A 13,243-nucleotide genomic window follows, 5' to 3' on the forward strand; every position below is an offset into this window, starting at 1 on the left:
CTCGAATTGAGGCGGAGGTAGTCCTTCCAGCTACTGGAAGGTCAAGGGCCAGTTTCGACTTTCGGAAATTCTGGTCGTTTGGCGTTGCGCTGCATCAGTCGCGCGCCATCGGAAACGCGGGCGCCAGCCCCATACACAGCGCGAAGAAAACAGGCTATAGACGCCGCCGAATGGCAAAGATCTCCCTGAAACTCAACGAAATCATCGATGGCGACGCCTTGCGCCGCGACTTGACCGCGCTGACGTCGGCAAGCGCCGGCGACGGTTCGGGACCGGCGGTTCGCACCGCCGTGCTCCAATTGCTCAAATCCAGGCTGGCGGAGGGGCGCAAGATCGCCGAGGCCATGCTCAAGGAGGATGGCGGCGGCAATGCCTGCGCCGAGCGGCTCTCGCATCTGATGGATGAGCTGATCCGGGCGCTCTATGATTTCGCCGCCACCCATGTCTACCGGGTAAAGAACCGTTCGGTGGCCGAGCGCATGGCGGTCGTGGCGGTCGGCGGCTACGGCCGCGGCACGCTGGCGCCGGGCTCCGACATCGACCTCCTGTTCCTGCTGCCCTACAAGCAGACGCCATGGGGCGAGCAGATCGTGGAGTATATGCTCTACATGCTGTGGGACATGGGGCTGAAGGTCGGCCACGCCACCCGCAACATCGAGGATTGCCTGCGGCTCTCGCGCAGCGACATCACCATCCGCACCTCGATCCTCGAGGCGCGTTTCCTGTGGGGCGAACAGAAGCTCTACGAAGAACTGCTCACCCGCTTCGACCACGAGGTGGTGCGCACGACCGGGCCGGAATATGTGCAGGCCAAGCTTGCCGAGCGCGACGAGCGCCACGCCAAGGCCGGCGAAAGCCGCTATCTGGTCGAGCCCAACGTCAAGGACGGCAAGGGCGGGTTGCGCGACTTGCAGACGCTGTTCTGGATCGGCAAATATTTCTATCGCGTGCGCACCGGCGAGGAGCTGGTCGAGAAGGGCGTCTTCACCGAGGCCGAATACCGCGAATTCCAGAAGGCGGAGGACTTCCTGTGGGCGGTGCGATGCCACATGCACTTCCTCACCGGCAAGGCGGAGGAGCGGCTGCACTTCGACATCCAGCGCGAGATCGCCGAACGTCTGGGCTACACGACGCATCCCGGCCTGTCGGCGGTCGAGCGCTTCATGAAGCACTATTTCCTCGTCGCCAAAGATGTCGGCGACCTCACCCGCATCTTCTGCGCGGCGCTCGAGGAAGAGCAGGCCAAGCATGTGCCGGGCTTCAACCGCATCTTCCTCACCTTCCAGCGGCGCAGGCGCAAGCTTGCCGGCACGTCCGATTTCATTGTCGACAACCACCGCATCAACATCGCCGACGATGGCGTGTTCGAACGCGACCCGGTCAACCTGCTGAGGTTGTTCTGGTTCGCCGACAAGCATGGGCTGGAGTTCCATCCCGACGCGCTGAAGCTGCTCACCCGCTCGCTCGGCCTGGTCAACAAGTCGCTTCGGCGCGACGAGGAGGCCAACCGGCTGTTCCTCGACATATTGACCTCGGACCGCAACGCCGAGCTCAACCTCAGGCGCATGAACGAGGCCGGGCTGCTCGGCAGGCTGATCCCCGACTTCGGCAAGATCGTCGCCATGATGCAGTTCTCGATGTACCACCACTACACGGTGGACGAGCATCTGATCCGCTGCATCGGCGTGCTGGCCGAGATCGAGCGTGGCGATGGCGAGAAGATTCACCCGCTGGCGCATTCGCTGATGCCAGGGCTGAAGAAGAGCCGCGAGGCGCTTTATGTCGCGGTGCTGCTGCACGACATAGCCAAGGGCCGGCCGGAAGACCATTCGGAGGCCGGCGCGCGAATCGCGCGGCGCATCTGCCCGCATATGGGACTGTCGGCGGCCGACACCGAGACGGTCGCCTGGCTGGTCGAGAACCACCTCGTGATGTCTATGACGGCGCAGACGCGCGATCTCAACGACCGCAAGACGATCGAGGATTTCGCCTCGATCGTGCAGTCGGTGGAGCGGCTGAAGCTGCTTTTGGTCCTCACCGTCTGCGACATACGCGGCGTCGGGCCAGGCGTGTGGAACGGTTGGAAGGGGCAGCTGCTGCGCACGCTCTATTACGAGACCGAGCTGCTGCTGACTGGCGGCTTCTCGGAAGTGTCGCGGGCGCAACGCACCGCCGCCGCGCGCGAGCGTCTGGCCGAGGCGCTCTCGGCCTGGCCGGCCAAGGAGCGCAAGCGCTATGTCGCGCAGCACTATGAGAACTATCTGCTGACGGTCGACCTCAACGACCAGTTGCGCCACGCCGAATTCATCCGCGAGGCGGATGCGGCGGGCAAGAAGCTCGCGACCATGGTCAAGACGCATGAATTCGAGGCGGTGACCGAGATCACCGTGCTGGCGCCGGACCATCCGCGCCTGCTTTCGATCATCGCCGGGGCCTGCGCCGCGGCCGGCGGCAACATCGTCGACGCGCAGATCTTCACCACTTCCGACGGTCGCGCGCTGGACACCATCCTGATCTCGAGGGAGTTCGACCTCGACGAGGACGAGCGACGCCGCGCCGAGCGGGTCGGCCGGCTGATCGAGGACGTGCTGTCCGGCAAGAGCTGGCTGCCCGAGATGATCGAGAAGCGCACCAAGCCCAGGCGCGGCGCCAAGGTATTCAGGATTCCGCCGCGCGCCGAAATCCGCAACACGCTGTCGAACCGTTTCTCGGTGGTCGAGGTCGAGGGGCTGGACCGGCCTGGCCTGCTGTCCGAGATCACCGGCACGCTCTCCGACCTTTCGCTCGACATCGCCTCGGCGCATATCACCACCTTCGGCGAAAAGGTCATCGACACATTCTACGTCACCGACCTTACCGGACAGAAGATCGACAGCCCGACGCGCACAGCCACCATCCACAAGCGGCTGATCGATACGCTGGAAGGCAATTCGTCGGAACGCAACGGCAAGGCCAAGGCGGCGGCCGAGTGACCATCCATTTGACGCAATTTCCCTGGCAGTCATCCCCGGCATGAGCCTCGTCAAGAAATTCGCCACCGTCGCTTCCGGCACGCTGATGAGCCGCGCGCTGGGTTTCGGCCGTGAGATGCTGATGGCGGCGGCGCTCGGCACCGGCCCGGTCGCCGATGCCTTCAACGCCGCCTTCCAGTTCCCCAACACCTTCCGCCGGCTGTTCGCCGAAGGCGCCTTCAACGCCGCTTTCGTGCCGCTCTTCGCCAAGGAGATCGAGCAGCATGGCAATGAGGGCGCCAAGCGCTTCTCGGAGGAAGTGTTCGGCGTGCTGTTCTCGGCGCTGCTGGCGCTGACGATCGCCATGGAACTGGCGATGCCGCTGATCGTGCGCTACCTGGTGGCGCCGGGCTTTGCCGACATCCCGGGCAAGTTCGAGACGACCGTCACGCTCGCCACGATCATGTTCCCGTATCTCATCTGCATGTCGCTCGGCGCCATGATGGCCGGCATGCTGAATTCGCTGCGCCGCTATTTCGCGGCGGCGATCGCGCCCGCCTTCCTCAACATCATCCTGATCGCCGTGCTGGGTTACGCCTGGTATCACGGGCTGGACGCGCATGATGTCGGCTTCGGCCTGTCCTGGGGCGTGCTGGCGGCGGGCATCGTGCAGCTCGCCATCGTCTGGATCGCGGTGCGCCATGCCGGCATCTCGATCGGCTTTCGCCGTCCCAAGATGACGCCCAACGTCAAGCGGCTGCTGGTCCTGGCACTGCCGGCGGCGATCACCGGCGGCATCACCCAGATCAACCAGCTGATCGGCACGGCGATCGCTTCGGCGCAGAACAGCGCGGTCTCGTCGCTCGCCTATGCCGATCGCATCTACCAACTGCCGCTCGGCGTCGTCGGCGTGGCGGTGGCGATCGTGCTGTTGCCGGAACTGTCGCGGGCGCTGAAATCGGGCAATCTGGTCGAGGCCGCGAACCTGCAGAACCGCTCGGTCGAGTTCACCCTGTTCATGACACTGCCGGCTGCTGCCGCGCTCTGGGTGATGTCGGAACCGATCGTGCGACTGGTCTATGAGCGCGGGGCGTTTGCCGCCAATCACTCGACGCCGATCGTCGCCTCGATCCTGGCGATCTTCGGCCTCGGCCTGCCCGCCTTCGTGCTGATCAAGGCTTTCACGCCCGGCTATTTCGCGCGCGAGGACACGCGCACGCCGATGATCTTCGCAGCCATTTCGGTCGGCGTGAACGTCGCCACCGCGCTCAGCCTGTTTCCATCGATGGGCGCGCCGGGCATCGCGGTCGCTTCGGCGATAGCCGGCTGGGTCAATGCGCTGATGCTGCTCGCCATGCTGATCCGGCGCGGACATTGGGGCCGCGACATCCCGCTCTTGAAGCGCATTCCAAGGCTGGTGCTATCGGCGGTGATCATGGCGACCGCGCTTTACTTCGCCGAGCACTACTTCGCCGCGCGGCTTGGGCCGGGCTCGCCCCTGGTGGTGAAGGCGACGACGCTGTTCGCGCTGGTCGGCGGGGGCGCGGCGCTCTACTTCATCGCCGCCTTCGGCACCGGCGGCGCCGATTTCGGCATGATCCGCAGGAATGTGAAGCGGGGCGAGGCAAAAAGTGTGCCGCCGGTCACGGAACAGTCTCCAGATCCGTGAGCCTGAATTCGTCGGCCGTAGAGAGCATCGGAGCGGCGTAGTAGCGGGCGCAAGCGTAGTGGAAACAATCGGCCATGTTCAGGCGCATGGCGTTGCTGCGAAACCGCGACGCGGCCTCGATAGATAGCGACGCTGCCTCGGGTGCGGGCGGAAGCTCGCGCAACGCAATTGCCCGCTCTTCGAGAAAGCGGCCCACAATCTCCGCACTTCTGACGACCGGTATGGCCAGCTTTTCCGGTCGCGCTAGCGCCATCGCCGCCTCCCACACGGCGATGGCGGAAGTGAACGGTGCCGACGCTTCCGTGACCGCTCGCGCGCAGCGCTCGGCTTCGGCCTCGTTGCTTAGCATCGCGACGATGGCTGCTGCGTCGACAAACATCAGTCGTCGTCAGACAATTCATCGTAGACCGAGCGAGGCAGCGGCTTGCGCGCCTGCTCGCTCAACTCAATTCCAAATTCGGCCCTGAGCCGAGCAGCCGTCTCCAACGGCGTCTCACGATTGCGGCGACGCTCCAAGGCTTCGCGCATGGCGATCACGATGGCCTCGGTGATGCCGACGCCCTCGATCCTCGCCAAGGTGCGAGTCAGGCTGTCCGCTTCCTTATTGTTGATATTGATGGTCATCGCGCTCCTACATTTCTCCATGTAGCTCACGCAATGTAGCAAACTATGCGAGATACATCAATGGCAGACACCCCGGAACGGGAGATACGGGGAGCCAGATCAAATCCCAAAATAGGAAGATTGTAGGCACTAAGCCGGCAGCCTCTTGATCCCGCTGTCCCCTTCGGCCATAAGCGCGCCCGTCGAAAGACTTTCGCCGCGCGCGAAACGGCCCTCCACAAGCCATGAGGAACCCATGTCCGCCTTCAAGCCACTCGTCTTTTCGGGCGTCCAGCCGACCGGCAATCTGCATCTCGGCAATTATCTCGGCGCCATCAAGAAATTCGTCGCCCTCCAGGAGCAGTCCGACTGCATCTATTGCGTCGTCGACCTGCATTCGCTGACGGCGCAGCTCGTCCATCAGGACCTCGGCGACCAGACCCGCTCGATCACCGCTGCGTTCCTGGCCTCCGGCATCAACCCGAAGAAGCACATCGTCTTCAACCAGTCGCGGGTCATCCAGCACGCCGAACTTGCCTGGATCTTCAACTGCGTGGCGCGCATCGGCTGGATGTACCGGATGACGCAGTTCAAGGACAAGGCCGGCAAGGACCGCGAGAACGCCTCGCTTGGCCTGCTCGCCTATCCGAGCCTGATGGCCGCCGACATCCTGCTCTACCGCGCCACCCATGTGCCGGTGGGCGAGGACCAGAAGCAGCATCTGGAGCTCACCCGCGACATCGCGCAGAAGTTCAACAATGACTTCTCCGAGAAGATCGCAGCCCTTGGCGTCGGCATCGAGATGCAGGTCGGCGAGGAGACCGTGAACGGCTATTTCCCGATCACCGAACCGGTCATCGGCGGTCCGGCGGCGCGCATCATGAGCCTGCGCGACGGTTCCAAGAAGATGTCGAAATCCGACCCATCGGACCTGTCGCGCATCAACCTGACCGACGATGCCGACACCATCTCGAAGAAGATCCGCAAGGCCAAGACCGATCCGGAGGCCTTGCCGAGCGAGGTCGACGGGCTGGAAAGCCGGCCCGAGGCCGAAAACCTCGTCGGCATCTATGCCGGCCTGGCCGAGATCTCGAAGGAAGACGTGCTGAAGGAATATGGTGGCCAGCAGTTTTCCGTGTTCAAGCCGGCGCTGGCCGACCTTGCGGTCGAGAAGCTGGCGCCGATCGCTACGGAGATGCGCCGCATCCAGGGCGACCGCGCCTATGTCGACGCCGTGCTCAAGGACGGCGGCGACCGGGCCCGCGCAATCGCCGAAGGCACGATGAAGACGGTTCGCGACATTATCGGCCTGCTGCAGGACTGACCGACCGGTCTAAAGCAGGTCGCGAGAAAAAGGATTCACGCGACCTGCTTTAAGTTTTTGATTTAAGCATGTCTTTGTCCCGAAACCGGATCCACTTTCGGGAGACATGCTTTAACAGTTGTTTCGACGCAATTCCGGACGGAAAACCGCTTCACGCTTTTCCTGGAATTGCTCCAGGACCATCGCCACGCCGGCCGGCGGCTTGCCGCCGGTTCGCGGCGGTGGCAGATTGCGGCCGAATTGATACCGAGCAGATAGACATGGTCTCCAAACGCCTCAGCCGCGAAGCCGGCCATCGCCGCAAATTCCTGGCGATCATCGACGACACGCCCGAATGCGAGCGTGCGGTCGCCTACGCCTCGAAGCGGGCGCAGCACACCAACGGCGTGCTGGTGCTGCTCTATGTCATCGAGCCTGACGACTTCCAGCACTGGCTGGGCGTGGAAAAGATCATGCGCGAGGAAGCAAACGCGACGGCGCGCGGAGCCCTCGACGGCCACGCCAACAAGGTGCGCCAGAGCGTCGGCATCGAGCCGGAACTGGTGGTGCGCGAGGGCAAGCCAACCGACGAGATCCACAAGCTGATCGAGGAAGACCAGGACATAGCCATCCTGGTGCTGGCCGCCGGCGCCGGCAAGGAAGGCCCGGGGCCGCTGGTCAGCGCCGTAGCCGGCCGGGCCGCGGCCTTCCCCATTCCGGTCACCGTGGTGCCGCAGAATCTGTCGGATGAGGAGATCGACAGCCTCGCCTGAGATGTGCTGATATTCAGGTGAGGCCGGTCTGCTAACGGCCTGACCTGAAACTCAACACATCTCAAGTGGATGAGGGTCGAAAACATTCCGCCAGCCAGCCATTCCAGCGACGCGTTTCGCTTGAATGTCCAGCCGATAGAGCCTATTTAGAATTATTCCAAACTATCGGCCCGGGAAGGGCCTGGAGATACCCATGTTCATCCAGACCGAATCGACGCCGAACCCGGCGACGCTGAAATTCCTGCCGGGCAAGGAAGTGCTGCGCGAAGGCACAGCCGATTTCCGCAACGCCGAAGCCGCGGCGGAGGCCTCGCCGCTGGCCGGCCGTCTGTTCGAGATCCCGGGGGTCACCGGCGTTTTCTTCGGCTATGATTTCATCACCGTGACCAAGGACGGCCCGGACTGGCAGCATCTGAAGCCGGCCATCCTCGGCGCCATCATGGAACATTTCATGTCCGGCGCGCCGGTCATGGCCTCGGTCGCTCCGGCGAGCGAAGCCGGCGGGACCGGCGAGTTCTACGACAAGGCCGACGAGGAGCTGGTGCTGACCATCAAGGAACTGCTCGACACGCGCGTGCGTCCCGCGGTTGCCCAGGACGGCGGCGACATCACCTTCCGCGGCTTCGAGAACGGCACCGTGTTCCTGCACATGAAGGGCGCCTGCGCCGGCTGCCCGTCCTCGACGGCGACTTTGAAGCACGGCATCCAGAACCTGCTTCGCCACTTCGTGCCGGAGGTCCAGCAGGTCGAGCAGGTCGCCTGAGAACCGCTCCGCCGGCCCAATGACCGCGGAGCGAATTTTGATCCAAACTGCAGAAACAAAAAACCGGGCCCCAACAGCCCGGTTTTCTGTTTTCAGGACGTCTTGTTGTTGCCTAGACGGTCCGCCTGCGAAACTTTCTAGTTGACCATGATCTTTTCCGAAAACCGGCTTCCACTTTTCGGGATCATGGTCCTTACATCACGATGACCTTGGCGCCGACCGACGTGCGGTCGTAGAGGTCGATAATGTCCTGGTTCATCAGCCGGATGCAGCCCGACGACATCGCTTTGCCGATCGAGAACCATTCCGGGCTGCCATGCAGGCGGTAACCCATGTCGCCGCCCTTGTTGAAGAGGTACATGGCACGAGCGCCGAGCGGGTTCATCAAGCCAGGCTCCATGCCGTTGGCGAATTTGGCGAGTTCCGGCTGGCGCTTGATCATCTCGCGCGGCGGCGTCCAGGTCGGCCATTCGCGCTTCAGCGCGATATGGGCGGTGCCGTGCCACTCGAACCCCTGGCGGCCGACGCCGATGCCGTAGCGCATCGCCATGCCGTCGCCCTCGATGAAGTAGAGGAACTTGTTCTGGGTATCGACAATGATGGTGCCCGGCTTTTCCGAGGAATCATACCGCACTTCCTGGCGGTGATACCTGGCAGGAACCTTCTCGATCGGAATGCGCGGCAGCTGATAGCCGGCATCGGTCATCGCGCCATAGTTGTTGGTGAACAACTGCCCGCCGATGGTGCTGCATCCACTGATCGCGGTCGACAGCGCAAGGGCGGCGAGAATTGCAAACGACTTCAAGCGCATGAAAAGGTCTGACGCCCTGTCTCTGTATCAGCGGCACGAGTCGGCCGCTTTCTTGCCATCATTCATGCTGGCATTTCTTTTGCTTGCCAAGCGCGCACTGCCTATATGCAAGGCCTTACGTGCCGGTAAGTGCCGAACTGCGGCATTTCAGCAACAGGCCTCACAGGATTGTGAAGCAAAATCAATGGGGCAGCCCGAAGGCTGCCGGACACTAGGGAGAACGCCATGAATGTCGGAGATGCCGCCGAGCGTTCCGGCCTGCCAGCCAAGACCATCCGCTACTATGAGGAGATCGGCCTGATCCGTCCGGCGCGAGCCGATAATGGCTATCGCGACTACTCCGGCGAGGATATCCACCGGCTCGCCTTCCTGCGCCGAGCGCGCAATCTCGGCTTCTCAATCGATGATTGCAGGCAGCTTATGGCGCTTTATCAGGACCGCGACCGCGCCAGCCACGACGTACGCGAGATCGCCGCCGCCCATGTCAGGGCGATCGAGGAGAAGGTGCGCGAGTTGCAGTCGATGCGCTCGACGCTGCAGAAGCTGATCCATGCGTGCCACGGCGACGACCGGCCGGACTGCCCAATCCTGGACGACATGGCGGGCGCGGCCTAAGGTCGGAGCTCCATCAGCGCTTCCAGAAATCGCGGTGAGGCGCGAGCAGCTCGTCCGCGATTTCCGGAAAGGGGCCGAAGACCTCGATCTGCTTCTGGCCGGAAGCGAATACGGTGCGCGAGGCGAGGTTCATCGTCGGATTCTCCGCGTGATCGCCGGTGAGCGCCAGGAGATCGGTCTCTTCGAACCCATAGACCAGCCGGCCGATATTCGCCCAATACATCGTGCCGGCGCACATCGCGCAAGGCTCGCCGGTCGTGACCAGCGTGCATTGCCAAAGGAACTCCGGCTCATAGGCCGCCGCCGCGCGGCGGGCGAGCTCGGTCTCGGCATGGCGCACCGTGTCGAGATTGCCCTGCCGCATCAGCACCTGATCGTCGGGCCCGACCAGCACGCAGCCGAACGGATGATGCCCATGCGCCGCCGCCTCGCGCGCGACGGCATCGGCGGACCGAAGGTGGGCGAGCATCTGATCGCGGGTCATGGGGAAATCCCTCCGGCCGAATGAGCGGCTCTGTGCGTCGAGATTGCCGCCAAGGCATATGACTTGCAAGGGCTAACCTTCGCTCGGACGCGTGCCTGCTTCTATCCGTACGTTTTGGCTGGATCGCACTAGCGCGGCTGAATGTATTGGTCCTTAAACCCTTGGGCACGGCCGTCGGGAAGGTATTCAAATCGGTCAGAGCTGGCGTTGTACCGGAACGAGTTCTGCACATCGCCGTTGCGGCGATAGATCGCCAATTGATCGCCTTCGAAGACCCAGCGGTATTCGTTTTCGTTGCGACCCTCCCCTATGCTTCCATCGGGAAGAAAGGTCATATTCTTGCGGCCATTGTTGCCGCTCGGGCTGAAGTGGAAGATCCATTGCCGCCCGATAAGAATATCCTTCAGCATTCCATTCGTGGCGACAAACGTCGTTGGTGCCGTTGGCGCCTTGGCGACCTGAGACGCCAATAGCCTAACTGTCCGCGGTCCCAGAGCGTCTGTTACGTCAAACGACTGCCGTTTTGGAGTCGGCTTGTCTTTTTCAATAGATAGCGACCTCTCCTTTTCCAGACGGCGCGCCGTCTCAGCAGCCTCATAGGCCCCAATCCGTTCGTCTCTCGTCTCTATCCTGCTTTTGAGGTTTTCAATGCGCTCGCCGAAGGCGAAGCGACCAGCCAGGAACCCAAGCCCTAAAAGGCTGAACGCAAACGCTGCGAATGCCCATGGCGCCTGCGTAATCAAGGGCCACACCTGGTGTAGCTGGTCGAGAAAATCCCCCATGCGCTTTTCATATCAGCGCACCTAGGATTCGCCAATTGGTCTGTCAAATGTGCAAATCCTCCGCCTAGAGGCGATTGTATATTTGACAGACCATTCCCCTGAAATGCAAAAAATGGTAGACAGATCGTCGCGAGTTATTAGAGAGGACGGACTATGCGGTCGGCATATCGCCTTTCAACAGCCTTTGCTGTGATAACATTCATTTCTCTTATCTGTCTTATCGTTTGGTCCAATCTCTGGCTTGCAAACCAGCGCTCTGCGATGGCTTCGTCCGACCTACCCCCTAGTACTGAACATCATACCTGGGACGGCTCTGCCGACACAATTGCGCTGCTGAGTTCTGGCCTCACATTCGTACTATCTTGCTTGGGTACTACGGCCACCCTGTTCTACGGTTGGAAGCAAGAAAGGCGGGAAGCTCGTAAATTCGAAATGGATATGTTGGAGCGACAAGCCCAATTAGCGAGAACTGCGCCGCCCCCTGCGCCACCAGTTCCGCAATCTACTGCTTAATGCCGCTGCCCAAACCAGCGGATGAATGCGGCGTCCTTTGACAAAGCCGGCGCTCGGATGGGATAGTATCCGCGCTTGGCTTGGGAGGGGTTAAATGTCAGACGACGGCAAAATTGCGCAGCTTGAATCGGCCATTCTTCAACTCCGTAGTGAAGTTTCGAACCTCAAAAAAGAGGTGAAGCTTCTGAAGGAAAAGAAATACGTCACGCTGGCCGATGTGACACAAGCGGTCCCTCAGATTCTAGCAAAGCTTGCACGTCGCTAGTAGTTAGCTCGCAGCGCGCATAGCGGTCGATGATGTATTCGAACGCGTCGAGGCGCGTTCCTGCGTCGCTTTTGGGGAACAGCATCGAAGTCAGAAGTGCATGCGCGGCAAGCGCCCGCACTAGGTCGGGTTCTTTCATGGGGATACTCCGGTGAATGAGAAATTTGGACTGAATAACATCAGTTTCTTTGGACCTGACGGGTCCACGCAATCGTACATAGAGCCTGACGGGTCAATGCGTTACGAACGCGGGAGGTCAGGGGCGGAATTCGAGTTTTCGGTTTACCTGGGCCAAGATCGATCGATCAATATACGAGTTGTGGCCTTCGATAGCGCAAGGTCTTTGGACGATCTTGAACAGGATGCGAGGCATCAGCTGAAACGGATGCTAATTGCGCTAGGAAAGATCGGAGAGGATATCAAGGTAGAGCGAAACTAATCGCCCGCCTTTGACGGCTTATCCTTAGGCTTATTGTCGTCCTTGGGCACTGGCGCCTTGGCGACTTTCCTAACTGCAGCGTTCAACGGTTCTTCGGAATCGACGGTTTCGATCTCCCGCACCAGTTCGCGGAACTTGTCTACTTGACTCTTGCCGCTCTTTAATGATTCCGATTTTTCATGGGTTTGGAGCTTTCCCAGTTACACAATCTATTGCTGACACCATTAGCTGCGATCAGCATCGGTCATTTGCCGCCTGCAGTTTCCGCTTATCTGAAATGCCCGCTAGGCATAGCTTATTTGTCGAGCTTTTCGCTGACACATATTCTGCGGAAACACCCGGACGTCTCGATGATGGATATGCTGTGCCTTCCGGCCATGATCAAGAGCGGCTTGTGGGTGGCAGATAAGCGAGGTTGCGCTTGCGTCTTCTACGTTCACCCTGAAACTGCGAAACAATACAAAAGTGCGATCAAGGCAGCCGGCGGCGGGTATGAAACCTATATCTCGACCTTCCATCGCTGCAATGATCGACAGCGGCAATCGATTGTTAGCCGTGGGGGAATTCTTGTTTGAGAACAGTCGGCGGGTAGCCCTGAGACTACCCGCCTATATTGTCGAACGCGGTGGGGCCTGCCCTGGAACCCCACAATGCGCCCCCACTGTTGCCAGTGGTGCTACGGCCGGCAGAGTATCACCGTGTCACGCGTTCCGACTTATCCTTACCTAGAGCAGGCAAGGCGGATTGTAACAGCAAAGGGTTCCTAGCGGAATCCCCATAATTCACACCCACTATTCACAGGTTTACCTGCGTCGTTTTGTGTGCATATCACCCTTCCACAACGGAAGGTCTAACTGGACCGGTTTCCGATAATGCGTCTTCTTAGCGTCAAGCAGGTTGACGATAGGTGAGACGCTTACCCTTGGCACTCTTCAAGGCAATGAGCGACCGAACGTTATCGTCAATGCCCATGGCAACGCGGTTGCCTTAGCGGAAGTCAAATTCCGCCAGATAGCGGTGCAGATGGTGTTCGGCGCAATGCTGATAGACGCCCTTCATGCCGCGCTTGAAGATCGAGAAATAGCCTTCAATGGTGTTGGTGTGGATGTAGCCGCGAACGTATAGGTCCTTGGAATGCGTGACAAATTCGTGCGAGGCGAAATCCTGGCTGGCGCGCGATAGATGCCGCTCTCGTCGGTCATGAGCGCGCTTTCCTTGGCGATATTGGCGCGGACGATACTGCGCGCCGACGACGCTATCTATTTGTTCAAT

Annotated in this window: 13 protein-coding genes and 1 pseudogene; 8 read left to right on the forward strand and 6 right to left on the reverse strand. The window is 61.0% G+C overall.

The features are described 5' to 3' along the window. The first annotated feature begins 170 nt into the window (after positions 1 to 170). Both E5X34_RS10425 and murJ read left to right on the forward strand, forming a co-directional pair. Positions 171 to 2,972: a [protein-PII] uridylyltransferase gene (locus tag E5X34_RS10425; RefSeq protein ID WP_292563814.1), complete on the forward strand. Its 2,802-nt coding sequence runs from the start codon at positions 171 to 173 to the stop codon at positions 2,970 to 2,972. 40 nt (positions 2,973 to 3,012) lie between these two features. Next, positions 3,013 to 4,620, forward strand: a complete 1,608-nt coding sequence (murJ, locus tag E5X34_RS10430) for a murein biosynthesis integral membrane protein MurJ (RefSeq protein WP_292563817.1) — start codon at positions 3,013 to 3,015, stop codon at positions 4,618 to 4,620. On the opposite strand, the gene E5X34_RS10435 is transcribed toward murJ, so the two are convergent. After that, positions 4,595 to 4,999, reverse strand: coding sequence for a type II toxin-antitoxin system VapC family toxin (locus E5X34_RS10435; RefSeq protein WP_292563820.1), 405 nt, complete (start codon positions 4,997 to 4,999; stop codon positions 4,595 to 4,597). The genes murJ and E5X34_RS10435 overlap by 26 nt on opposite strands. Further along, entirely contained in the window at positions 4,999 to 5,244 is a 246-nt protein-coding gene (locus E5X34_RS10440; RefSeq protein WP_292563822.1) for a type II toxin-antitoxin system VapB family antitoxin, read from the reverse strand. Before E5X34_RS10440 ends, E5X34_RS10435 begins: the two co-directional genes overlap by 1 nt. A 235-nt stretch (positions 5,245 to 5,479) precedes the next feature. Here E5X34_RS10440 and trpS point away from each other — a divergent pair, with 235 nt between their 5' ends. The 3 genes from trpS to E5X34_RS10455 all read left to right on the forward strand — a co-directional run bounded on the left by trpS (position 5,480) and on the right by E5X34_RS10455 (position 8,062). After that, positions 5,480 to 6,547, forward strand: a complete 1,068-nt coding sequence (gene trpS / locus E5X34_RS10445) for a tryptophan--tRNA ligase (protein WP_292563824.1) — start codon at positions 5,480 to 5,482, stop codon at positions 6,545 to 6,547. Positions 6,548 to 6,807: 260 nt separating this feature from the next. Next, complete coding sequence (locus E5X34_RS10450) at positions 6,808 to 7,299, forward strand: universal stress protein (RefSeq protein ID WP_292563827.1); 492 nt, start codon at positions 6,808 to 6,810, stop codon at positions 7,297 to 7,299. A gap of 193 nt (positions 7,300 to 7,492) precedes the next feature. After that, entirely contained in the window at positions 7,493 to 8,062 is a 570-nt protein-coding gene (locus tag E5X34_RS10455) for a NifU family protein (RefSeq protein WP_127249396.1), read from the forward strand. Between the two features lie 193 nt (positions 8,063 to 8,255). On the opposite strand, the gene E5X34_RS10460 is transcribed toward E5X34_RS10455, so the two are convergent. Continuing rightward, on the reverse strand, positions 8,256 to 8,873 hold the full coding sequence (locus tag E5X34_RS10460) for a L,D-transpeptidase (RefSeq protein ID WP_292563830.1): 618 nt from the start codon (positions 8,871 to 8,873) through the stop codon (positions 8,256 to 8,258). A gap of 225 nt (positions 8,874 to 9,098) precedes the next feature. On the opposite strand from E5X34_RS10460, the gene cueR reads away from it, so the two are divergent. Then, positions 9,099 to 9,488, forward strand: coding sequence for a Cu(I)-responsive transcriptional regulator (gene cueR, locus E5X34_RS10465; RefSeq protein WP_042645833.1), 390 nt, complete (start codon positions 9,099 to 9,101; stop codon positions 9,486 to 9,488). Between the two features lie 13 nt (positions 9,489 to 9,501). On the opposite strand, the gene E5X34_RS10470 is transcribed toward cueR, so the two are convergent. Beyond that, positions 9,502 to 9,972 carry a nucleoside deaminase gene (locus E5X34_RS10470; protein ID WP_292563833.1) on the reverse strand — a complete coding sequence of 157 codons (471 nt, stop codon included), beginning with the start codon at positions 9,970 to 9,972 and terminating at the stop codon, positions 9,502 to 9,504. 128 nt (positions 9,973 to 10,100) lie between these two features. Next, positions 10,101 to 10,754 carry a hypothetical protein gene (locus tag E5X34_RS10475; RefSeq protein WP_292563836.1) on the reverse strand — a complete coding sequence of 218 codons (654 nt, stop codon included), beginning with the start codon at positions 10,752 to 10,754 and terminating at the stop codon, positions 10,101 to 10,103. Between the two features lie 607 nt (positions 10,755 to 11,361). On the opposite strand from E5X34_RS10475, the gene E5X34_RS10480 reads away from it, so the two are divergent. Together E5X34_RS10480 and E5X34_RS10485 are read left to right on the forward strand one after the other, a co-directional pair. Further along, positions 11,362 to 11,532: a hypothetical protein gene (locus E5X34_RS10480; protein ID WP_292563838.1), complete on the forward strand. Its 171-nt coding sequence runs from the start codon at positions 11,362 to 11,364 to the stop codon at positions 11,530 to 11,532. A 618-nt stretch (positions 11,533 to 12,150) separates the two neighbouring features. Next, complete coding sequence (locus E5X34_RS10485) at positions 12,151 to 12,546, forward strand: hypothetical protein (protein WP_292563841.1); 396 nt, start codon at positions 12,151 to 12,153, stop codon at positions 12,544 to 12,546. A gap of 313 nt (positions 12,547 to 12,859) precedes the next feature. Here the strand turns inward: E5X34_RS10485 and E5X34_RS10490 are convergent. Continuing rightward, positions 12,860 to 13,209 (reverse strand): annotated as a pseudogene (locus E5X34_RS10490) (IS1595 family transposase); the annotation flags it as partial. Between the last annotated feature and the right edge of the window lie 34 nt (positions 13,210 to 13,243).

The sequence above is a fragment of the Mesorhizobium sp. genome, assembly GCF_004963255.1.
GTDB lineage: Bacteria > Pseudomonadota > Alphaproteobacteria > Rhizobiales > Rhizobiaceae > Mesorhizobium.